At 34.3% G+C, this 21,597-nt stretch carries 38 protein-coding genes; 3 read left to right on the top strand and 35 right to left on the bottom strand.

Annotation, left to right across the window (positions count from 1 at the left end; translation table 11 throughout):
* Positions 1-8: 8 nt before the first annotated feature.
* From K8P03_RS05100 to K8P03_RS04955, 30 genes are all read right to left on the bottom strand, one after another.
* Complete coding sequence (locus K8P03_RS05100) at positions 9-614, bottom strand: NAD(P)-dependent oxidoreductase (RefSeq protein ID WP_223418976.1); 606 nt, start codon at positions 612-614, stop codon at positions 9-11.
* Positions 615-950 carry a MazG-like family protein gene (locus K8P03_RS05095; protein WP_223418974.1) on the bottom strand — a complete coding sequence of 112 codons (336 nt, stop codon included), beginning with the start codon at positions 948-950 and terminating at the stop codon, positions 615-617.
* Positions 947-1,141, bottom strand: coding sequence for a hypothetical protein (locus K8P03_RS05090; protein WP_223418972.1), 195 nt, complete (start codon positions 1,139-1,141; stop codon positions 947-949). The genes K8P03_RS05095 and K8P03_RS05090 overlap by 4 nt, the downstream gene beginning before the upstream one ends.
* A gap of 3 nt (positions 1,142-1,144) precedes the next feature.
* The gene (locus K8P03_RS05085) at positions 1,145-1,360 is read right to left on the bottom strand and encodes a hypothetical protein (protein WP_223418969.1); all 216 of its coding nucleotides are present in this window, start codon (positions 1,358-1,360) and stop codon (positions 1,145-1,147) included.
* Between the two features lie 2 nt (positions 1,361-1,362).
* Positions 1,363-1,527 carry a hypothetical protein gene (locus tag K8P03_RS05080; RefSeq protein ID WP_223418967.1) on the bottom strand — a complete coding sequence of 55 codons (165 nt, stop codon included), beginning with the start codon at positions 1,525-1,527 and terminating at the stop codon, positions 1,363-1,365.
* On the bottom strand, positions 1,527-1,715 hold the full coding sequence (locus K8P03_RS05075; protein WP_223418965.1) for a hypothetical protein: 189 nt from the start codon (positions 1,713-1,715) through the stop codon (positions 1,527-1,529). Before K8P03_RS05075 ends, K8P03_RS05080 begins: the two co-directional genes overlap by 1 nt.
* 3 nt (positions 1,716-1,718) lie before the next feature.
* On the bottom strand, positions 1,719-2,072 hold the full coding sequence (locus tag K8P03_RS05070; RefSeq protein WP_223418963.1) for a hypothetical protein: 354 nt from the start codon (positions 2,070-2,072) through the stop codon (positions 1,719-1,721).
* A 3-nt stretch (positions 2,073-2,075) separates the two neighbouring features.
* Complete coding sequence (locus K8P03_RS05065; RefSeq protein WP_223418960.1) at positions 2,076-2,234, bottom strand: hypothetical protein; 159 nt, start codon at positions 2,232-2,234, stop codon at positions 2,076-2,078.
* Positions 2,231-2,434: a hypothetical protein gene (locus K8P03_RS05060; RefSeq protein ID WP_223418958.1), complete on the bottom strand. Its 204-nt coding sequence runs from the start codon at positions 2,432-2,434 to the stop codon at positions 2,231-2,233. Before K8P03_RS05060 ends, K8P03_RS05065 begins: the two co-directional genes overlap by 4 nt.
* Positions 2,427-2,882: a hypothetical protein gene (locus tag K8P03_RS05055; protein ID WP_223418955.1), complete on the bottom strand. Its 456-nt coding sequence runs from the start codon at positions 2,880-2,882 to the stop codon at positions 2,427-2,429. Before K8P03_RS05055 ends, K8P03_RS05060 begins: the two co-directional genes overlap by 8 nt.
* Complete coding sequence (locus K8P03_RS05050) at positions 2,879-3,511, bottom strand: nucleotide modification associated domain-containing protein (protein WP_223418952.1); 633 nt, start codon at positions 3,509-3,511, stop codon at positions 2,879-2,881. The genes K8P03_RS05055 and K8P03_RS05050 overlap by 4 nt, the downstream gene beginning before the upstream one ends.
* Complete coding sequence (locus tag K8P03_RS05045; protein ID WP_223418950.1) at positions 3,508-3,858, bottom strand: zinc ribbon domain-containing protein; 351 nt, start codon at positions 3,856-3,858, stop codon at positions 3,508-3,510. Before K8P03_RS05045 ends, K8P03_RS05050 begins: the two co-directional genes overlap by 4 nt.
* Positions 3,859-4,098, bottom strand: coding sequence for a hypothetical protein (locus K8P03_RS05040; protein WP_223418947.1), 240 nt, complete (start codon positions 4,096-4,098; stop codon positions 3,859-3,861).
* On the bottom strand, positions 4,082-4,516 hold the full coding sequence (locus K8P03_RS05035) for a DUF7448 domain-containing protein (protein WP_223418945.1): 435 nt from the start codon (positions 4,514-4,516) through the stop codon (positions 4,082-4,084). The genes K8P03_RS05040 and K8P03_RS05035 overlap by 17 nt, the downstream gene beginning before the upstream one ends.
* 244 nt (positions 4,517-4,760) lie before the next feature.
* Positions 4,761-4,928, bottom strand: coding sequence for a hypothetical protein (locus K8P03_RS05030; RefSeq protein ID WP_223418942.1), 168 nt, complete (start codon positions 4,926-4,928; stop codon positions 4,761-4,763).
* Entirely contained in the window at positions 4,918-5,094 is a 177-nt protein-coding gene (locus K8P03_RS05025) for a hypothetical protein (RefSeq protein ID WP_223418939.1), read from the bottom strand. The genes K8P03_RS05030 and K8P03_RS05025 overlap by 11 nt, the downstream gene beginning before the upstream one ends.
* Positions 5,091-5,537 (bottom strand): hypothetical protein, encoded by a 447-nt coding sequence (locus tag K8P03_RS05020; RefSeq protein ID WP_223418936.1) that lies wholly within the window; start codon positions 5,535-5,537, stop codon positions 5,091-5,093. The genes K8P03_RS05025 and K8P03_RS05020 overlap by 4 nt, the downstream gene beginning before the upstream one ends.
* 10 nt (positions 5,538-5,547) lie before the next feature.
* On the bottom strand, positions 5,548-5,751 hold the full coding sequence (locus tag K8P03_RS05015; RefSeq protein ID WP_223418934.1) for a hypothetical protein: 204 nt from the start codon (positions 5,749-5,751) through the stop codon (positions 5,548-5,550).
* 321 nt (positions 5,752-6,072) lie between these two features.
* Entirely contained in the window at positions 6,073-7,887 is a 1,815-nt protein-coding gene (locus tag K8P03_RS05010; RefSeq protein WP_223418932.1) for a DUF5906 domain-containing protein, read from the bottom strand.
* 18 nt (positions 7,888-7,905) lie between these two features.
* Positions 7,906-8,100: a helix-turn-helix domain-containing protein gene (locus tag K8P03_RS05005; RefSeq protein WP_223418930.1), complete on the bottom strand. Its 195-nt coding sequence runs from the start codon at positions 8,098-8,100 to the stop codon at positions 7,906-7,908.
* Positions 8,101-8,116: 16 nt separating this feature from the next.
* Entirely contained in the window at positions 8,117-9,901 is a 1,785-nt protein-coding gene (locus K8P03_RS05000) for a hypothetical protein (protein ID WP_223418928.1), read from the bottom strand.
* Between the two features lie 9 nt (positions 9,902-9,910).
* Entirely contained in the window at positions 9,911-10,549 is a 639-nt protein-coding gene (locus K8P03_RS04995) for a hypothetical protein (protein ID WP_223418925.1), read from the bottom strand.
* Positions 10,550-10,632: 83 nt separating this feature from the next.
* Positions 10,633-11,397 (bottom strand): DUF1351 domain-containing protein, encoded by a 765-nt coding sequence (locus K8P03_RS04990; RefSeq protein WP_223418923.1) that lies wholly within the window; start codon positions 11,395-11,397, stop codon positions 10,633-10,635.
* A 121-nt stretch (positions 11,398-11,518) separates the two neighbouring features.
* Positions 11,519-12,160: an MBL fold metallo-hydrolase gene (locus K8P03_RS04985; protein ID WP_223418920.1), complete on the bottom strand. Its 642-nt coding sequence runs from the start codon at positions 12,158-12,160 to the stop codon at positions 11,519-11,521.
* Positions 12,123-12,371, bottom strand: coding sequence for a hypothetical protein (locus tag K8P03_RS04980; protein WP_223418918.1), 249 nt, complete (start codon positions 12,369-12,371; stop codon positions 12,123-12,125). The genes K8P03_RS04985 and K8P03_RS04980 overlap by 38 nt, the downstream gene beginning before the upstream one ends.
* A gap of 9 nt (positions 12,372-12,380) precedes the next feature.
* Entirely contained in the window at positions 12,381-12,569 is a 189-nt protein-coding gene (locus K8P03_RS04975; RefSeq protein WP_223418916.1) for a hypothetical protein, read from the bottom strand.
* The gene (locus tag K8P03_RS04970) at positions 12,566-12,820 is read right to left on the bottom strand and encodes a hypothetical protein (RefSeq protein ID WP_223418913.1); all 255 of its coding nucleotides are present in this window, start codon (positions 12,818-12,820) and stop codon (positions 12,566-12,568) included. The genes K8P03_RS04975 and K8P03_RS04970 overlap by 4 nt, the downstream gene beginning before the upstream one ends.
* A 4-nt stretch (positions 12,821-12,824) precedes the next feature.
* Entirely contained in the window at positions 12,825-13,106 is a 282-nt protein-coding gene (locus tag K8P03_RS04965) for a hypothetical protein (protein WP_223418911.1), read from the bottom strand.
* Between the two features lie 7 nt (positions 13,107-13,113).
* Positions 13,114-13,494, bottom strand: coding sequence for a helix-turn-helix transcriptional regulator (locus K8P03_RS04960; RefSeq protein WP_223418909.1), 381 nt, complete (start codon positions 13,492-13,494; stop codon positions 13,114-13,116).
* 41 nt (positions 13,495-13,535) lie between these two features.
* Positions 13,536-13,772, bottom strand: a complete 237-nt coding sequence (locus K8P03_RS04955) for a helix-turn-helix domain-containing protein (protein ID WP_223418907.1) — start codon at positions 13,770-13,772, stop codon at positions 13,536-13,538.
* A gap of 153 nt (positions 13,773-13,925) precedes the next feature.
* On the opposite strand from K8P03_RS04955, the gene lexA reads away from it, so the two are divergent.
* The 3 genes from lexA to K8P03_RS04940 all read left to right on the top strand — a co-directional run bounded on the left by lexA (position 13,926) and on the right by K8P03_RS04940 (position 16,264).
* A complete protein-coding gene (gene lexA, locus K8P03_RS04950; RefSeq protein ID WP_223418905.1) occupies positions 13,926-14,561 on the top strand; it encodes a transcriptional repressor LexA in 636 nt (211 codons plus the stop codon).
* A complete protein-coding gene (locus K8P03_RS04945; protein WP_223418903.1) occupies positions 14,561-15,133 on the top strand; it encodes a hypothetical protein in 573 nt (190 codons plus the stop codon). Before lexA ends, K8P03_RS04945 begins: the two co-directional genes overlap by 1 nt.
* Before the next feature lie 105 nt (positions 15,134-15,238).
* Entirely contained in the window at positions 15,239-16,264 is a 1,026-nt protein-coding gene (locus K8P03_RS04940; RefSeq protein WP_223418900.1) for a tyrosine-type recombinase/integrase, read from the top strand.
* 160 nt (positions 16,265-16,424) lie between these two features.
* On the opposite strand, the gene K8P03_RS04935 is transcribed toward K8P03_RS04940, so the two are convergent.
* From K8P03_RS04935 to K8P03_RS04915, 5 genes are all read right to left on the bottom strand, one after another.
* Positions 16,425-16,781 carry a DUF956 family protein gene (locus tag K8P03_RS04935; RefSeq protein ID WP_223418898.1) on the bottom strand — a complete coding sequence of 119 codons (357 nt, stop codon included), beginning with the start codon at positions 16,779-16,781 and terminating at the stop codon, positions 16,425-16,427.
* 1 nt (position 16,782) lies between these two features.
* The gene (locus K8P03_RS04930; protein WP_223418895.1) at positions 16,783-17,715 is read right to left on the bottom strand and encodes a PTS system mannose/fructose/sorbose family transporter subunit IID; all 933 of its coding nucleotides are present in this window, start codon (positions 17,713-17,715) and stop codon (positions 16,783-16,785) included.
* Between the two features lie 9 nt (positions 17,716-17,724).
* The gene (locus tag K8P03_RS04925; protein WP_223418893.1) at positions 17,725-18,540 is read right to left on the bottom strand and encodes a PTS mannose/fructose/sorbose transporter subunit IIC; all 816 of its coding nucleotides are present in this window, start codon (positions 18,538-18,540) and stop codon (positions 17,725-17,727) included.
* Between the two features lie 9 nt (positions 18,541-18,549).
* A complete protein-coding gene (locus K8P03_RS04920; RefSeq protein WP_223418891.1) occupies positions 18,550-19,554 on the bottom strand; it encodes a PTS sugar transporter subunit IIB in 1,005 nt (334 codons plus the stop codon).
* A gap of 974 nt (positions 19,555-20,528) precedes the next feature.
* A complete protein-coding gene (locus tag K8P03_RS04915) occupies positions 20,529-21,521 on the bottom strand; it encodes a Gfo/Idh/MocA family protein (protein WP_223418889.1) in 993 nt (330 codons plus the stop codon).
* Positions 21,522-21,597 lie beyond the last annotated feature (76 nt).

Below are 21,597 nucleotides of genomic sequence, written 5' to 3'. Positions count from 1 at the left end.
AATCCTTTCTATATCCACCTGATAACAGGTTCGCCTTTAAATCCTTTTTCCCATATATACCAACAATAACAAATTGCACTATTACGAGGGAAATTTTCAAAGTCACCATTTCTAGCACAATTGGCCCTCTTGCTGAACACATAAACAAATTTAGGCGGGTGTTCCTCAAATAATTTTCTACGCTTCACGCTTTCTAAAAACTGTATTTTAAGTAACATTGCAACTTTTTTACCTGGCTTAATTATATCTAGAGAATGTTCAACAAATTCTTTAGCATCTTTGTATGGAGGGTTAGTAATTATATCTCCATGCCAACTTGATATGGTGAGGTAGTCTACCCCACCTCGACCAAAATCTCGGTCTATCAAGTCGCTTGATTCCACCATATAGCCGTGTTTTTCTAATGTTTTCGATATATGCCCTTCACCGCAACAAGGCTCTAATATGTTTTTATCAAAGTTTTCTACCTTCAATAATTCTTCTACTGCCTGCGGGTCTGTGGCGTAATAATCATGTTTTTCTCTTTCATATTCTGAATGATTACTTGCCCCCAATTCTACAAACAATCTGTCATTCTTTAAATTATCGTAAACATTCTCCGATTTATTCTCCACTTATAAATCCTCCTCCTTGATAAATTGACCATTTATAGTCTTTCCTTTTCTTTTGCTAATTTTGTTGTATGCCATTTCTAAACATTTAATAGGGTCAATTCCAATCTGTTCACAAAGGATAATCAAAGTAACGAAAATATCTCCCATTTCAAGCCTAAGATTGTGCTCTAAACCTTTTCTTACTCTCCATGGACAGTAGCTGATATCAAATTCTGTCTTAAACTCGAAAACCTCTTCAATAAACTTCAAAAATTGCTTAGGAGCATTTTCAGCGTGGAGCAAATCCTTATCATCTGCCCAGCATAAAACCTTATCTTTTAAATCTTCAAAATTCATTCTGTAAACTCTCCTATATACTCAAATCCCCATTCCTTGACTTCCTCATCCTTCAATTTCTTATCATAGACAAGTAAATCATAATATTTAGAACCATCTAAATCCTGATTCCTAGAAGCCATCACAAAACCTTTTTTTAAATAAGCATCACCATTAAAATGTCTTGATTTCCTTGCATAAACGTATCTCATTTCTTAATCTCCCCATTCCAAAGTCACAATAACAGTATCAGTCTCAACTAAACAATCTTCATCTGTAGCATCTAAACAATCTATATCTGTAGCATCTAAAGGAGTGTGAAATTCTATAGGGTCCCCACAACCATTGATTTTTTCCTCAAACAAATCAAATTTCAATTCGCTTTCTGGGTCAATATCATCAAACCAATATAAAAAATCTTTAACTTTCATAATCAATACCTCCTAATTTCTTCCAAATTTAGCAAGGGTATTACATCACCATCCACTTTAAAATCACACTCATGCTCAATATCGCTTTCCTCATCATAAAGATAAGCTAAAACATCATCTTCATCATCAAAAAAAGATAGTTCCTTAATTAAATCTTTTACTTTCATTACGCTAACTCCTTGACCTCTCTAGTTTTTTCTAAATTTAGATACACATCTCTTTTATCAAAACAAAAACCTATATCAAATAAATGTTTTTTTATACCATCTCCGCTTTTCCAGTCATACCAGTAACCCATAACTTCCTTATCTGGGTTCATCTCGTTCAATCCATCTATAAGTTCTTTTACTTTCACCTTCTATTCCTCCGCCTCTCCTTGATTCTTGTTATCTTTAATGTTTGCTTTTGCCTCTGCTATTTTCTCATCTACTTCCTTAATCATCATTTCAAAAAAATCTTTACTTTCTTGTCCGTATTCAGTTTTTAGTTCTCTTTCATAATTTCGTCTTTGGAGCTTCAAGTTTTCTAGATAGTATTCTTCACTTGTAAGCGACATACAAAGCATTGGTTCAAAACTCGCTCTTATATGTTTCCCACAATTGGGACATTCCACTAACTCGTCTTCTTCGTTTCCTCTCATATCACAAACTTCCACTACATCGTTTGGCCCTATTTCAGCGTCACAATATGGGCAATAATCACTTTCTAACATCTCTTAACCCTCCATTTTCTCATCAATAACTTTATTAGCTATATAAATCACAACCGCCCCCACTAAACAAAGCAAGAGGCTTTTCCATCCGTACAAGTCTTTAAAAATCCAAAACACCATCAACCACAACAGCCAATCGTTAATATCTCTTTTTCTAGTCATCTTTTAATCTCCGTCTTATATCTAAAACTAATCTTTTTCTTATCCCACCTATCAGCATCCAAAATCCTATTATTTAATCTAACAATATCACCATATCTATAATATTCTTGATTAAGATTTTGGATTCCAACATCCAAGCAATCAAGCAAATCCATCAGAGCCTGTTCCGATAATTCTATAGTTAGTTTGATATCATTCATCTACAACCTCCACCAACTCAAAATCTTTCAAATCAGTATTAAGCTTTTTCTTGATTTCCTCATATTCTTTAAAGGTAAACTGTGCTTGGTAAATGTGGTTATCCACCTTTAAATTAATAGACCTATACACATCTTTTAACTTATTCCAGACCAAATTTACAGGGAGTAAATTCTTACTAACCATAAACCTATGTTGAATCCAAAACTTCTGCTCTTCCTCCCTATCCTCTGGAGGTGTTTCTGCAAAATCAATCGCTGCCTTAATCACGTTTAAATCTTTATCATCACAACGGGTATTGTGAATCCATAAACAATTTAATCTACCCTTGGATATTTTCACAATATTTTCATAGTCGAGACTTATTCTGCTAATTGTAATTAGTCCATGCTCATCGTGAAACTCATATCCATTTTCTTCTGCAATCCTTTTTAGCTCGTCAATCCTCATAAATTCTCCTGCCTCCCAGCTTCGTAATCGCTTTCTTCATCATCTTCAATTTCCTTCATTAAATGGTCAACCCTTCGTCTCAAATCATAAAACCCTTCTGGGATTACACGTTCATTTTCAACACAATAACATTCTGTTTCCGCCAATCCGTCCATTATTATATATAAATCCGACTCACTCACTTGTAGATACCAATCATTCTCATCATATTCATCTTCATAATCGCAAAGTTCATCATCTTCTTCATCTGAATTTCGTAAAGTCCCTGTAAAAATGAAACTACCACCTTCGCAAACTATGTCCTCTGGTTTAAAACCGAGGTGTCTACTAACAAAGCTTGATGGTTCTTCTCTTTCCTCACCCTTATCTTCAAGCTCAATTACCGTCATCAAAGCATAATTAGCAAGGTCCATCAAACTATCCCTCAAAGACTCATCTTTCACTTGCCTATCACCTTTCTTTGATAGGCTCTTAATCCTATTCATCTTGTCGTTCATTCTTACAACAGCACTTGTTATCCCAAATTCTTTAAAACTATCAGCAAAAGAGTCCCCATAATCTTCATTCTTGGCCACAAAGGTTTCTAACAATTCATCCATCAATTCTTCTAATCTATTTGCTTTATTCATTTATTTTGCTCCTTTAAATTTTTATTATGTTTTACTTTAGCTGTAGAGATTTCAATCTCTACGTTTAAACACTCGACCATATTTCTGTAAAAGTTCTCATCTTTTAAGGAACTGCCTGATTCTAAAGACTCTTTGTAAATCCTCTGGCGTTCCGACAACTCTTTTAAATAATTTTCTTCTTTAAAAACAGACAAAAAACTTATTATATTAATGCTCGCTCTCATATATTTTCCACAATTAGGGCATTGTACCGATACATCTTCCACGTCTCCGTCCATAACATCTAAAACGTCACCCGCTTTTAATTTTTGACCGCAATAGGGGCAACGGTTAGTCATTAAATCCATTTATTTTCTCCTATCCTCAATATCTATACAGCTATATTCCGCCATTTTCATAAAAATTTCACTTGCCTTATCACCAAAACATTCTTTAAGTCCGCCTAAAACTTCAATTTGATATTCTCTCCAATCACCAATGGTAAATATATGCTTATCGTTGTAATAACATTTTATATCATCGTTTTGTGTATTAACGTCTAATCCCAAATCAAGTAGATATTTTATAATTTCAGTTCTCTTGCTCATCTACTTTTTCCCCATCTCCACTATATAAAGGTGCATAATAAACATCTCTAATTTTAAATGCGACCACAGAATAGTAATAATCTCCATTTCCATTATCAGCATATAAGTCCGCTTGCCCTATCTTGTTTTGATTATGGATAAAAACTACTTCTTGTGTAGTATAAGTTTCATATCCGTCCTCATAAGGGCTATTTAGAACGGGTTTGTTGAATCTTATATCTGTAATAACAGCCTCTAGTTCAACATCTTTGAATTCCCCAGAAGCTCTTGCACAACAATCAAACCCTGTCATTTCGATAGTTATTACTGTTCCATCATCTAACTTTAAATAATCCTGATTCCAATCAACGATTTTTTTACCTACAAGTCTATCAATCATATCTTGTTTATCTTTGTAGCTAATTTCTTCATAACACATTTTTCTATTTCTCCTTAATCTTATTTTTTAAATATTTCACAGCCCCTGTCAGTTTATCAACATCATCAAGACTTAAACCAATGATTTCATATTCAAAATCATTTCCACTTTTTACAGAACCTTCCCAATATATATATATTTAAACGACTACGAGCAATACTATATTGAGTACAAACACCAACAATCTTAATAACTTCTCTATCATCTACATTCTTACTTTTCTCTATTACAAGATATAAAATATTCATCTTCTATCCTTCAAATTCACACTTATATCTGTTAGACTTATCCCTATGTTGTATAACATAATCAAATTGGCAAGTTCCCACTTATCTCCTAAGATTGCTATCACAATGACAAAAAACATAAGAGCGTTTCTCATCATCCCACACACTTCAATCTTATAATTCATCTTGACCATCCTCGCTAAACCAATAAGTCATCTGATTGGCAGATATTAAACCTACCATTTTCCCATCTTTTTTAAGTTTCAGTACATTTTCATATTCATTGTAATCAAATTTATCAACAATAAAATCAGTCTTGTTTCCGTTTATAAAACCTACTGTTAATTTCATTCTTCATTCTCCTTTATCACTAATTCGTAAAGTATTTTTACAAGTTTACTTGACTTGTCACTTCCTATTTCAGAAACACCGTCTTCTAAGTTAAAAGTCACCTTGTCACCCCAATCAAATATAGCAACAACAAAGTCCGTATCATCATAAACTTCTAAAACATAAGCTGTTTCAGTCCCCATTCGGAATAAATCCATTCGTGTTTTAAATTTTAAATCCTTAAAAGCTTCAATTAGTTTTTTGGTTTTCATACTTTCTCCTCTCATAATCAATCTTAGAATTTCTCTATTTTCTTCATTGTTTTCAATCTCAAAATTATCATCGTCACACTCAAAATCCACCACCCAATGTATATCTAATTCACGCCTCATAGGTCCGTCACCCATTTTAACAAAAGGTATATCATCGGGAACTCGAGCTGTTTTTAAAAGTTTCAGTTGCATATTCCCTCCTTTATCTAGGCTCATCTTTTACTAACCACGCTAAAATAACCCTAGTGTGCTCACAATCTTCGGCTAGAAAATCATTATTTTTATTTTCAAAACAAATTTTATAGTTGGCATTGAATTTCTTAATTTTCACAATTTTATCTACATTCACTAACTCATATTCATTGGTACAACCAATGGTAGCCTTTTTAAATCTTGCAAAATTCATATTCCCTCCTTTTATTCAAAATTGGTGTATAATTATGGTTATTTTCATTTTTTCATCATAACTCAAAATAACACTCTGCATAACGCTTGTTTTCTCCTCAAAGTATTGATATTATAATATTTATATTTTTAAATATTTAAAAGTTATAACTGTTACACTAATATATAAAAACTTTTTTAAAATTCTGGACGTTTGTTTTTCTAAAGAAACAAACAAGTAAATATAATAGAAAAACTTTTGAGAAATGAGATGTAACGGTAACACTTTCGTTCAAACATTGAAATACCAACAAAGATAAAAAATGGGTGATGTAACATTTTTTCAATTTTCATCATTATGAGCAAAACATCTAGTGGGCACTCCGTTTATTCTGACATTTTTTGTCTTCATTTCAAATGTTTCAATGATTGTATTTCTAATCATATTTTCTGAATAGTTAAAAGCATTGTCTTTACACCAATTCTCATAATCGTCGTAAATCTCCCTGACAGGTCTTTTATTAAAATAATCTCTGTCATATTGTCTGACGTATGATAAAGCAGGATTATTCTCCTCATGATAAGAAATATTAAAATCTTCTACAATCTGACTGTGGGTAAATCCCCCATTTTCATAAAGTCTCTTATAACCATCAACAATAAGTTTAATCCAATACTTCAATGCTTTATCCGTTGTCAAGTTAGTAATAAACTTAGGGTCTTTTTTCTTAACCTTGGTATACATAGGTAGCCAAACCACCCTTCTTTTGTACGACTCACCTTTTTCCCAAGATTTCAACATATGGTTAGAGGTAAAGATTAAGGACCCTGTAAAGTACATATCTTCTGCTCCCTTGTAGAGTTCTCTTGTAGAGATAAAGTCGCAAGTGGATATGTTCTTCAAAACTTTCATATCTTTATCATTAATCGCCTGGTCTTGTATATCATCTCCTAGGTTAGCGAGTTTTCCCTTAAATGAAGGCAGGTAGCGTTCATCTGACAATTCAGATATAGACATACCTGTAACATTTTTAGACCCCAATATGGTCTTTATAATTTGTAATAGTGTACCTTTACCATTGCCCCCATCTCCTATAAAGATGAAAAACTTTGCTAACAGTCTTTTAAATTCAGGGTCAACGATTAAGGTATGACCAAGTATTTCAAGCAAGAGATTTCTATAATCTTCATCGTGGTTAGTTAAGTGGTCTATATACTCATCAACCTTGTCTACCTTTTCCGCTTCATCATCATAGTCAATATCAATGTGATAAGGGGTAAAAGAATCAATAACTAAGTCTACAAAATGACCATTTTCTATATAACCATTCCTAAACTTAATCGGAAAAATCTCTCCTTGGTCTATCTTCTTTGACCTGTATTGCATCTGTTTTATTACTTCATCTACATATCGGGTCTTTTGTGAACCCACCCTTTCAAATACTCGTTTTCTAAGTATCGACTCCTCACTAGTGTATTCACCATCTTCTTTGAAATAGTACCTTTGCCCATATTGAACAAAGTTTAGCTCATTCATCAAATAGCCAGCAACTTCATATTCACTGACTTCATCATTAGACAAGTCCATTTCCCTAGTTAGGGTTTGAAATTCTTCCTCTGGCAATGGTTTAGCAAATATATTCTCATTGACAAAGCCTAATATCTTTCTCCACTCTTTAACCCCTGTTAATTGAGTTCTAAGCTTGAATAACTTATTATTCCTACCCTCACCCTCATCTAGTCCTAAGAGTGGCTCAAATCGTTTATTAGAGGTGAAAATGAATGGTGCTTCCTCTCTCACGCCCTCATTTTCTATATCTCTTAAAACTCCATTTCTTTTAATGGTAACAGCCTTTGTATTTCCCTTATGCTTGATTTCATATTTAAAACCAAGTGGGGAAACCCTATTTGCCCCTCTTTTAAAATCTAAAGGCTTTTTAAAGTAGAAATGTACACCCCTATCAGTCCATACTGTTTGAGTTTTTATATCAAAACTTATAATGATTTTCTTTATAAGGTCTTTGTCTAGTTCATCAATATCAATTACATAATCATCATCTTCTAATAACCAGCCAGCATCTTCAAATGAGTCGTGCTTATCGTAAATGTCGGCATCGTTATTAGAATATTTTTGTCCTTTTTCAAATTCGACATACATTCAAAGTTTGTCACCTCTCTAATTTTCCAATATGACAATATTAATAGGGTCAACATTTAACACGTTAGCTATTTTGTTCACTAAATTCATACTTGCGTCACCTTTTGATATTGTTACAGATAGCCATTGAGGACTTATATTCATTTCTTTTGCAATTTCTTTTTGAGTTCTACCATTCATTAAAAATTTAATATAATCTGTTTTTATTTTCATTTAATATCTCCTTAATTCATTTCCACCTTTGTAAGTTTTTCATCGTCAAATCGTAATACCATTGCATATCGACAACCTTCCTAAAGTCCTTAAAATCATCTAATTCACCATTATATAAATACATTTCGCCAGGTGTATCATCAAACTTTACAAGTCCGTCGTCTGCCCTTTTTTTAAGGATTTCGATACCTTTCTTTGTTGCAAAAACTCTATTAACCTTTGTATCAAGTAATTTATCAGGTTCATCCCTAGTCACAACACCCTTGTAGGTGCTTCCTGCTTGTAGGATATATTGAAATAGTCTTGGATTATCAAGGTTTTCTATTATCGTATCCTGAACAGGCTTATCATAGACAAGATAGTCAACGAGTGCCTTATGGGTTATCCCTATATCGTTATTCTTAAAGAAATTGTCCCCATGATACTTATTCACATCTCCGCCTTTAACCTTGATTTTTCCCTTATCTGTCACAGCAATATAGTTGTTTACATCTTTTTGTATCCACCTATCAAAGTAATCAGTTTCAAGATTTAACTTAAATTCTTTTTCCCATTCTTTTTTGACTATTTCATCTTCATTACCATTAAAAGTATAAGCCACACCATCTGTATTGATATTAATAACCCTAGCCCCTATTTCGGCTAATCTTTTAGCAAGTACATATACTGCAACTTGACCGTGAATACATATAGAATAAGCAAGAGTAGGATTGTTAAGTGAAGAATACTTATTGTTAAGTAATCCATAAGTAGAGTTCAAAATAAGCTTGTATGGTGCTTGTTCATCTTTTTTACCTTGGTGTTTTAACATCAACCTATAATCGAGTATTTCTTTGTATTGTTTAGTCTTATCTCCAAGTCCATTAAGGTTTATAAGAATTGAAGGGTACATACTACCTACATCCGCAAGTCTTACATTCCTAGTTTCAAGAAAACCCTTAGGTGTTCCGTGTAGACCTCCCCAACCAAATTCGATTTCATTACCAAATTCGGTAATAACTACCTTTTTAACATCAAACTTATAATCGGTAGTTTTAATAAGTTCTGCCCACATTTTCCTTACATCTTCATTCACATGAGATAAAGTTTCCTTACTTGGTAAAACCCTATAAGCAGGTGCTTTCTTTTTCGGTTCGAGTAGGCTTGCAATGATAGAGGTTGTATTCCATTTATAAGCTTTTCCTCTTGCATAATCATCTTCAAGCATGTTGATTACAGCGTCTTTTGACTCATAATAATCTTTTCTCATCTTAAATATTCTTACAGTATTTAAAACGTCATATTCACAGTATTTAAGAGTTTCCAAGTTTTCATCAGGGGTTAGTTCTCTATCAATATCAAAAGGTACAGATGATTCTATGATAGAAACCCCCATATTGCCCTCCACCTTTTTAAGTGACGGTCTTGATACATCAATCTGTTGGAAACAATCAAGTGACTTGTATGGTAAATCGTTAGTATTTCTTAACCAACCAAGTGGTTCATTGTTGATAATAGAGTCATTGGCTGTTTTAACCATCTTCTGCCTAAAATCATCGTCCTTAGCGTGGTCGGTCATTAAAGCCTTCATAATCCTGTCATCGTAATAATGATTGTTATAACCAACAAGGGTTTTATCTTTTACATAGTTTTTAAGATTAGCAAATCCTTTTTCGATGTTTGTACCCTTGATTATATAGGGGTCTAAACCATCAAGGCTAGAAGAAAAAACCTTGACAGTCTTTTCTTCTATATCCTTAAATACAACCATTGAATTGTATTTGAAGACCTCTATATCGAAAAAGAGGTAATCATCATACATGACTTATCCTTATGCCCATTCAGGCTTTTTGATTTCAGTATATGGATGTTTTCCAAACGCTATCTTAACTTCAACCATGATAGGTTTTCCAACTATTTTATCGCCCTCATCCACACTTAGTCCGAACAGTTTTTCAAATTTTTCGTATTGCCTGTTCTTTTCTTGTGGACTTACTATCCATCTACCAAGACTTTCTACAAGTCTGGTATATTGAAATTTTGTCTCATAAGTTTTTCCATTATGTTCAAATTTTATAGAAATTTTTTCCCCTGTATCTACAACTTCTTTGATTGTTGATTCAAATATTTTTCCTTTATCTTTTAATTCAAATTTATTAATTATCTCCACTTCCCAAAGAGAATTAAATTTTTCATACCTATAAATATCTTTTTTAACCCCCTCTTTTGTTTTTAGTTCATCAAAAGAACAATCAAAATATTCTTTACACCATTCTTCTACTTTCTTTGCCTTTTTCTCATCATCTACAAATTCCCCATTTATATAATCTTGTTTATTAAAATTCACTTCCAAAAGTTCGGCGTTTTTTTCATCTAAAAATCTTAATATGGCTTTTTTTCCATCATTATCATAAGCAACCTCAACTAGCTCTAAATCTTTTCTTAAATTTTCATTTTTCTTATCTGTCATTTATATCTCCTTTAAATATTCCTTACATTCTGTCTTATAGATTTCGTAAAATACCCTTACATTTTTCGTATTTATTTCTTAAATTATCTTTCCATCATTTCAAACTTAATATCATTATCTCTAAGTAGCATTTCAGCTAATTTTGCATCCTTACTACTTCTTATAGTAAACACATAAGTTTTTTCTTTTTTCACTTCTACTCCATCAAGCATCTTTTCCTGTTCAGCAATTCTTTCTTTTTCTTTCTTATCCATTGCTATAACAGTTGCAAAATCTTTGATTTCAAGGTATGAATTAATTAGACTTTTACCATTTTCATAATCAGTCAGTAAAGCTATATCACGTTCGGCTTTTTCAAGGAAATTAACCATCTCTTCCTCGACTGATTTTATGGTAGAGGTCTTGTTTAAATGTCTTGCTTCAACAAATTGGTCAAACTTAAATAGTTTTGCATAATCATATTGACCTATCCTCTTGTTCCATATTTCTTCTAATTTCTTTTCCTTATCTATCCTTTCTTGTTCTTCAAGCTGTCTTACTTGAAACCTCACAATTTCGTCAGCACTTTTTACAACCTTTTCTATTTCTTTAATCTTTTCTGCAAATTCATCATAAGGTTTATTAATTTCTTTTTTGATTGCTATACGTCTATCGTTAAGTTCTTTTACAGACTTATTAACCTTGGCAAGGATTTTCTTATTTTCTTTTAGGTTGTCAGGGGTTACTTCTATACCACTTAGATAGTTTGCAATCTCCTTAGCTTGGTCTAACAATTCTTCATAGCCATCAAAGATTATTGCTCCAGGTCTATAATCAACTCTTACATTATTTACTGTTACAAGTTCCATTTGTCCTCCTTTAAATGTTTTGTGTTAAATTATCTTTTGAGTAACATTTCTTACATATCAGTAATGTAAATTACCTTATAAGTAATATTTCTAATAGAATCTCTTACTTTTCCATCTACTTTCAGTAGAATCTCTTACTCTTGTGTAGTTCAATCCACTTACTGTCTTTATCCCTCCTGTGTAAATAATAAAATTCTCTTGACTTTTGTGTGGATAAATGCCTCATTGCCCCTTTCCAAGCATCATAACCATAAAGCTTTAAAGATTTGTTTCTTATTGCATCAACCTTTTTTTCATCGTGGTTGCTTTCTATAAACATATAGTCGTATTTTATATCAGGTGCGTCTTTAAGGCTTGCTGTATCAGTTGCATATATAAGGTTAGTGTCATCCATACTCACTACAAAACCTGTTGTGGGTACGTCGTGATAACACTTAAAAGCTTGTACAGTTCTATCACCTAAATCAAGTTCAGTCACATCTCCAACAATGTCATAAGTTGGCACAATTCTTGCCACATCATAATTTGCTATTATTTTAAGTCTTGGGAAATTCTTTATAATTGCGTTCATAGTGTTTGTTTTAATATGGTCAGAGTGTCTATGGGTTATAAAAAGATATTTAATATCATAGAGCTTATCTCCTATTTCCTTATAAGGCACACCACAATCAAACATCATATCTTCAATGATTACACAATTTCCACTAGACCCACTACCTATAATTTCATAATTCAGTTCCTTTTTTGTCTTTACTATCTTCACCATCTCCTTCTATTTCTTCTAAGAAGACCGTTGCCTTGAAATTTGGTGACTCTTTCCATGCTTTATAAAAATTTAAAGTATCGATATTGTCTATAATCACACCAAATTTTCCATTAAAGTAGATAAATTCTCGTTTTAACTCCTTAAAATGGTCTTCTATAATTCTGTCAAAATTCTTTTCAATATAAGTTCTCATATCGTACTTATCCATCTAATCCTCCTAAACAATACTTTTCTTCAAATATTCAGTTCTTTTATTTTTTTCCTCTATTAATTCATCTATCTGTTTAAGTTTTCTAATATTATCAGGTGTGGCCTTCTTGTGTAATAAAATTTCTCTCATTTTATAAAGCTCTTCTAACCACGCTGTCCTGAACAATTCCCTTATTGCATATTCTTCTTCATTCACAAAATCCACACTCCTACCAAAAGCGTTATAATTGTTAAAGGTATTCCCCACAGGGTGCAATAAATAGTTTGACCATACACACCAACAAACAACCACATTAATGCCACAGCCGTAATTAAAAGTTTTTCTGTCAACCTATCCTTAACCATTTTTTCAAGTTCAGCAAGTAACAACCATTCATCTAAATTCTTAGCACCCTTTTTAATGAGCCTTATTCTTTCACTTCTTTTAGGTATCTTAATTTTTCTCATCCTCCTATTCTCCATAAACCACCTTGCTAAGGTTAGCCACAGACTTTCTCAAAAACTCATTTTCTTTCATAAGTTTCTTGTTTTCTTCTGTTAGTTCCCTCACCTTGTTTAAAGTCGGTGCTTCTTCCTCGGATAGTTCGAGTTTCCTCACCTGTCCTATCGGATAACAAACTTTAGAAAGTTTTGTGCGAGTTAATACTCCCTGTCCTTCAAGTTTATAAATATAAGACTCTGTACAAGACCATCTTTGAGCAAGTTCTTTGATAGGTATCACAGTCTTTTCCATGTATCATTCACACCTCGTCTTTTCCATATTCTAATAAGACTTCATTTCTTGCGTCAATGACATCAACAATATCATCTCCAGGGTTTTCTTCTGGGCTTTCTACAATCTTAACTACCGCATCAGGGTGACTAAGCATTAATTTATAAATTAAATCTTTTACCGTCATTTTAAGTCCCCTTGTCCTCCTATTGGCAACTTCTATTTCATAAAGTTCCCACCAATTAATTTCAAAATAATCACCAAGTTTCTTCGCACAAGTCACAGGTAGTTCAGTTTCATTATTTTCAAATCGTCTATAAGTATTGACGTGAACACCCATAATATGAGCAAAGTTTTCTTGATTCCTATCTTCTTGTTTTCTAAATTGTTTTAATTTATTAGCCAGCATTACTTATAAGCATTACCTCCTTAATCCATTTAAAATGGGGTTTATTGGCAAACAAAATCATTGTCAATACCATCATCAACTACAGGCACTTGAACATAGTCAGGTTTGATTTCATATAATCCACACAACTTATAAAATTGGTCGACTGGTATTGGTGTAATACCATTTTCCCAACTAAGTATTGTTTTTTCAGTTTTGTGTAAATCTTCACTGACTTGTTTTGCTGTCATGTTGGCATTTACTCTAGCGGCTTTTAAACTAATTCTAAAAACTTCCAATATTTTTACCTCCTTTTTTCATACTCACAACTATAGTCTACCACCTTTTAAATGGGGTGTCAAGCGTTTAAATGTATTTTTTTAAATTTGATAAGAAATATTTTACTTTTTAAATGGTGTGTGATATAATAAAACTGTAGAAAGGAGCTAGAAATGAATAATAAAAAAGTATTTTCTATGAATCTAAAACGACAGTTAGATAAACACAATTTAACCCCTACAGAATTTTCAAGAAAGATAGGATTTAATGATACAACTGTATTTAATTGGTTGCATTGCCAAACTTATCCTCGTATAGATAGAATACAACAAATGGCAGACTTCTTTGGCATATATAAATCAGACCTAACAGAAGACAAAAGAAATCTTTCTGAAATCCCAGGCGTTAAGGTTATAAAAGAAATAATCACAGTTCCTTTGTTAGGGGAAATAGCCTGTGGTGAACCTATACTTTGTCAAGAAAACTATGACAACCTCTTTCAATGGGATGCTGAATTGGGTAGACCAAACTTTATGTTAAAAGCAAGAGGTGATTCAATGATAGATGCAGGTATAAATGATGGTGACCTAGTATTCTTCAAAGAAACACCCGAGGTAGAAAATGGAAAGATAGCGGCAGTCATCATAGACAATGAAACTACCCTAAAAAGGTTTTATAAACACGACAATCAAATAATCCTACAACCAGAAAACAAGGCCTACACACCTATTATCATAAACGAAGAAGATGGTCTAAATGTTCGTATCTTAGGTGAAATGATAGGTATGTACACATTGGGGAGCAGATAATGAAAGTAAAACATTTATTAATAACGGGATTAATTACTATTGCTTTAATCTCTTGTAATCATAAAACAAACAATAATAATTCTACAAACGAAGAATTATTGAAAAGAATAGGTGAACTTGAAGAAGAAAATAAGAAATTAAAATCACAACTTGAATCATCAAATGAAGACAATTCGAACTCATCTGAAAATTTAGAAACAGTGTCAACAGATATAACCCAAAATGAAACAAAGATTATAGGTGGTGAAGAAAAAGGTGAGGGTGATATTATTTTAAGAACACCAGGTGGAGAAGGTAAAGACGTTATATTAATTGTCAATAAGAATACAAGTATGACTTCCATAGACTTGGATGCGAAAAATGTAGACATTAATGGAAACGAACCAACACGTGTTTATATAGACGGTAAAGAAAACACCACCTTACAATTGTCTAAAGATGTTTATTCACAAAACATGCTCACTTTAGAAAAAGATTTGTTAAGTAAAGGGAAACATATAGTAGAGGTAATCCAAGAAATAAACGGAGAACAAACATTTTATAGGCAACTAACCTATACAGTTAAAAATTAAATAATAAAAAAGACCCACGCTAATCACGACAAAAGCAAGAGTCTCTTTTTGCATACCTTAATATGCTATTTTCATTATAACACATTTTACAGAAAGGAGAAAGTAATGTTTCTAACATCATCTACAATCAGAAAACGTAAAGACAGCGGTAAATTGCAAGTAATAATTAGACAAAAACAAAACGGCACTTGGAAACAAGTAGAATCAAAAACATTTACAGGTAGTACAGAAGCCAAACAATGGGCCACAATTAAAAAAGCAGAATGGCAAAAAAAGATAGAAACAGATTATGACAAAATGACAATCGGACAACTAAAAGAAATCTACCTTGAAACAAAGAAAAAAGAAGTTAAACATAGTACGTATTTGACTGTTTCTTCTAATATCAGAAATGCTAATTGGTTTGATGATAAGATGGTCTATCAGGTGACCGCTCACGATATTAAAAATATTTGTAGGGATGCTAGTTATTCACACGTTAAATATATGAGAATGTTTTATAACTTTCTTATTGAAGAGTTGAATATAAAAGTCGACAATCCTTTTTATAAAAAGCAGCCTAAAAAAGAAAGTAAAACTTTTATAGTAGCAGATGAAGATTTAGAATTTATTTTAAATAGAACTAGAGATGAGGTTGTTTATATATCCATCATTATCCTCTATTACACAGGTGTTAGAATATCAGAACTAAACGGACTCACCTGGGATAACATAAGTAAAGACTCTATAACTATAAACAAGCAACTTTATACCGCAAATCAAACTTTTTCTGATACAAAGTCAATTAATTCGGACAGAGTTGTTCCGATTAATAATAAATTAATAAAACACTTACAATGGTGGAGGAGATTTCAAAAAATTACCAACATTGACAACAGATTATTCACCTTAAAAGCATTAGAACAAAAGGTCAATAAGCAATTAAGAAAGATATTGAAAAACACTTATCTCGAAGGATTGACTTGTCATGATTTTAGGCACACTTTTATAACAAAACTAATCCAAAATAACGTAGACCTAATAACTGTTGCCTATCTAGCAGGAGATGATTTAAATACAATAATTAAAAATTACGCTCACGTCAATAAAAAGACAAAAGAATTATCTAAACAAGCTATACAAAGTTTATAAATGTGACGGTTTTGTGACGTCCAATTCCCCAACCCCCATTTTACCCACTTTCAGGCACGAATACTATATAATAATATTATATAATATTTCGCATAAAATTTCTACCCCTACAAGAAAATGTTTTCACTTGTCGGGAAAATAAAACTCCCCTACCGGGAGTTTATTTTTTAAACTTCCTTTTCAAATAGTCCCACACAGTCAAAGACCTCCTTAATTTGTCATCTGGAAGATATTTGTTAAGGGCTCTTAGGATAGCCTTGTTGTCAGGGCTATTAAAGATAAAATCCCCGTTTTTTTTGGTGTGGATAGCAAAGCGGGTAATCTTTTTCTTAAAAAATACCGATGCTGTCACCATTTTAATTTCTGTGTATGGAATTTGAATAAAATCTCTGACATTTCTTTCGTTGTAATATTCTAGGGCCCTATTACCTACTAGGAGGTCACCATGGCTGGTGAACCCTCCCAGGTAATTTGCCTTAGTTTGGTAGTCGATCTTGGTGTTTTGACTTTCTACCATATTACATAATGTGGAAATATTTCGCAACTATACCTATAGCAAAAAGAGCAAGGATAATTGTGATTGGTGATACGTTTTTCTTTAATAGCTTACAAATACCAAGGGTTAGTAGTAATGGTACAAGGCCTGGTATTAGTGAGTCTAAGTTTTGTTGTAGGGTTGTCACCTTAACTGGGTCAAGGGCTGTAGATCCTATGGCTGCATATTGTTTTAGAGCCGCTTGGATGCCTTCTGCACCTGCTGGAAGTGCTGCCCAATCAATGTAAGAACCTGGTTGTTGGGTTACTTTTGCAACGTCAACTGCAAAGTTTACTGATACCCATCTTTGTACTAGGGCACCTATTATGAACATACCAAGGATGGATGCCATGAGGGTAATCCTACCTAAAAGTCCGCCTGAAAGGTCTTTGGTGATTTGGTTTCCTGCCTTGTAGCCCATTTCTTGGGTCTTCCACTCAAAGATCATCCTGATTGCATTCCAGGCTATGAAGAAAATAAGTGGACCAATGATTGAACCTGTAAGAGCCATAGATGCACCAAGGGCACCTAGGATTGGACGAAGGGTAAACCAGAATACTGGATCCCCTACACCTGCTAGAGGTCCCATCATACCAACCTTCACACCTTGGATAGCTGCATCGTCGATTGGTGTGCCGTTGGCTCTTTCCTCTTCCATAGCGAGGGTTACACCCATAACAGGGCTTGAAACGTAAGGGTGGGTATTGTAGAACTCTAAGTGTCTTTTAAGAGCTTCTACTTGGTCTTCTTTTTTTGGATATAATTCTTTGATAGCTGGGATCATAGAAAATGCCCAACCACCGTTTTGCATTCTTTCGTAGTTCCAAGAACCTTGGAGGAATTGGTGACGCCACCACACTTTTTTACGAGTAGCATCTGAAAGAAGAATTTTTTTGTTATTTACTGTATCTGTCATAGTCACTCCTTAATAATCATTGATTATATCGCCAAGTGGGTCACCAGAACCGGCATTTCCGCCTGGGTTAGATGTAGCAAGGCTCTTTAGGGTCATATAAATTATTGCAAGAACAACGCCTATAACACCTAGAGCGATTAGGGTTAGTTTTTGAATGGCTGCAATTACAAAACCAAGGGCAAAGAATGGCCAGGTTTCTTTTGTACTCATCATGTTGATTACCATCGCATAACCTACTGCTGCTACCATGCCACCGCCTACTGCCATACCGCCTGTTAGCCATTCTGGCATCCTGTTAAGTTGTTCTGTGACAACAGCTGGTGGGATGAAACAAAGGGCAAGGGCTGGAACTAGGATACGGACACCTTGCATGGCAACTGCTAGCCATGATAGGGTTTCAATCTTGCCAAAGTTAGCATTTTCTGCCGCTGCATCCATACCGTGAACTAATGGAATAGCCAAAGTTCTAGCAAGCATGGTTAGGAAAAGTCCTGCTACTGATAGTGGGATAGCAAGGGTGATAGATGTGTTTATAGCATCTGTCGCATTAGCACTACCACCTTCTAGGGCAAGAACCATGATAATAGCTGAAGCTACTGAAGCCAAAGCCGCATCTGGGGCAACTGCCGCACCTACGTTTGCCCAACCGAGGGCAATCATTTGAAGTGAACCGCCAAGTATGATACCTTCCTTAAGATGGCCTGTTACAAGACCGATTAGGGTACAAGCAACAACTGGTTGGTGGAATTGGAATTGGTCCAAAATACCTTCACAACCTGCAAGGAAAGCTACTAGGCCGATTAAAATTATATTAATAAAATTCATTAATCTCTCCTATATATTTAATTCAGATTTCGCTTTTTGAAGAAGGCTATCTAGGTTTTCAGCCCTGTCAGCTGGCACCTTTCTAACATCAAATTTGATGCCCTTAGCCTTTAATTTCTCAAGGGTTTCCACATCTTCAGGGCCCATAGCAAGGGCGTTTGTCACAACAACCTTGCCCTTAGAGTGGGCCATAGAACCGAGGTTGACTTCAGAAAGTTCTCCGCCACCTTCAACGTATTCTAGAACGTCTTGTGGGGTTTCAAATAGAAGCAAAGCCTTGGTTAGACCAAAACGTGGGTCCTTGTCAATTTCGTTCATCTTCTTAATTGGAATAACGTGAACCTTAACTCCTGGAGGAGCAGCCTCCATAATCATTGATTTTCTAAGCTCATCGTGGGCTACCTTGTCTGAAACGACGATAATCCTGTCAGGACCAACTGTCTTTGTCCAAGTAGTTGCAACTTGGCCGTGAAGAAGTCTTGTGTCGATCCTAGCAAGGCCGATTTTAATCTTGCCATCGCCAAGAACTGTGCCTTCTGGAATAGTTCCTCCAACAACTTTTTTCTCGACTTCACTATCTGCCGCCTCGTTTGCTGCTGCCTTTTTCTCTGCTGGGTTAATTTCATCAGGTTTTCCCTTAATGCCGTCCTTGGCACTATTTATAATAACCTTGGCAATCTCATGAGAAGATTCAACTGTGAATCTTTCAGATAGAGCCTCGATTACCATAGGAAGGTTTAGACCTGCGACAATAGCCCAATTTTCTTCATGGCCGTCAAAAACAGCTGAAGATTGGTTAAAAGGTGTGCCGCCCCAAAGGTCGCATAAAAATAGGATTTGTTCTGAATCGACTTTTTTAATAGCCGCCTCTAGATTTGCCCTAAATTCATCTGGACCCATGGAAGGCTTGAGAACAACTGCTTCAAACTTATCTTGAGCTCCAAAAATCATTTGAGCAGACTCCTTGATCCCCTCTGCAAAAGCCCCGTGGCTTGCAAGGATGATTCCTACCATAACATCTCTCCTTTCTTTTTTTCCTGGAAAAACTCCAGTTATTTTGTTTTTTTTGCATTCCCGGAATGCCTACGATTTATTTTTTGCATTCCATGCTAGTTTGATTTGTTTTTATACAATATAAAATTATCTTTTTAAAATCCAAGATTTTGCATTTTTTATTCTAAAATAGAATATTATCTTTTTTTATTATTTGAAATACCCGTATTTTTAATAGATTTATTTTATTTACTATTTCTCTTCGAAACTTTGTATTTTAGATAATGATTCTTCTATTCTGAATAGCTTCGTTTAAAGGGGAGCCCCAAGGGACCTTCTGTAGGGTCCCTCATCGTCCGGAAACCCGTTTGCTTCGCAAACTCCTCCGTGCTCCCGCACTGCGTTTCCGGCATAAACGCCCCAAATCAAGGGGCGTTTATGTCCCCCAAACCCTTCTCGGCTACCCCCTCCGGCCGGCCCCTCTCGGGGAACAATGTGTTTGCCTTCGGCAAACTATTGATAGAGATATTAACCTCGTATGAGTTAACTATTCTTCTAAGAGATTTCTAATCTGCAAAGTCCTAAAAATCGCAAACTCGGCTTCGCCTCAAACATGCGATTTTTTACGGACTTCTGGATTAGAAATCTTTTCTCGTAAATAATATTTACCCTGTATTACCTAAGCGATAATAATTTATAAAGCCTATACCATTAGAAAAAAACTCGGTTTTTCGCTCTTTGCTTTGCAAAGTCGCTAGGTGTTTTCTTGCTCTTTGCTTCGCAAATTCGCTTTGAACTTCTTTCCGCTTCTTTATTTATTTAATAATTACAATAAATTTTTCTTTGAAGCTGTTTTTGAAGTTCAAAGGAGCTTTATCTTGGATTTTTTATTCAATTTCATCTTGCTTTTCCAACAAATCAGCACTTTCATTATATCACATTAGCACAAAAAACAGAAAATTTTGTGTGGTTTTTCTTGTTTTTGCCTTTTTTTCTTAATTTTCGCTGTCGGCTGGGAAGAAGATTCCTGCTTCTATTCTGGCTTGATTTAGGGTTTCGGCTGTGATTAAGGTTATTTCTTTTAGTTTTTCTACCCTGTCCATATCCCTTGTCCTTATGATTTTTTCAAATTCTACAAATTCGTAGTAGAGTCTTGATTTGTCCTCATTTTCGTTGTGGCTTTCATAATCCCCACCTGTTTTTTTAATCTTATAGGATCCAAAGGAACCTAGAGAGTCTGGGATTTCTATAGTCCCGTCTTCACCTTGGATTGAGTTTACTAGGCTTGCTGAGCTATCCTTGGCCCCGATACAAACAACCTTGAAGTCCTCGTAGTCTAAAAGGCAAATCCCAGATGTATCTATTGACCTCTCTATATTAGGGAAATATCTCACATCTTTTGGCCTCCCAAAAAGGTTTACTACGTAGTCTATATTGTAAACATTTAAGTCCATCAAGGCGCCACCTGCATTTCCCAGTGAAAAAGCTGGGGCTATATCACCAGCTTTGAAACGGCCGTACCTGGATGAATATTTGGAATAGTTAAAGGATACGATTTTAATTTTCCCAAGCTTTGAAATTTCTTCTTTGACCCTCAAAGCATTTGGAATAAAGCGGTTTGACATGGCTTCAAGGACTATCCTTCCCTTGCTTTCCGCCTTTTTGAAAATCCTAAGGGCCTGGTTGACATTGTCAGCAAAAGGCTTTTCGCAGATGATGTCTTTACCTGCATCTAGGGCCTTGTCCATAACCTCGTAGTGGAGATTATTTGGCAGTGCCACATAAACCACTTCCACATCTGGATTTACCAAAAGTTTTTCATAATCTATGTAATACTCACCTATCCCATACTTCTCCGACAAGTTTTTTAGCTTATCCTCACTCCTAGGAGTGGCGGCAATGGCAACTGGGTCAATGCCTTCTATTTGGTTTATGAAAGTCAATACTTCCTGGGCGATCATCCCCGCCCCTATAATTCCTAATTTCATAAAACTTCCTTTCTTATATTTATAATATTCTTACCCAATTTTTCCCTTTCTAAATCTTTCGTATGAAATTCATTGT

The sequence above is a fragment of the Anaerococcus murdochii genome, assembly GCF_019957155.1.
GTDB classification, from domain to species: domain Bacteria; phylum Bacillota; class Clostridia; order Tissierellales; family Peptoniphilaceae; genus Anaerococcus; species Anaerococcus murdochii.
Note: the sequence above shows the minus strand (reverse complement) of the source record. Positions and strands in the feature narration are given on the sequence as shown.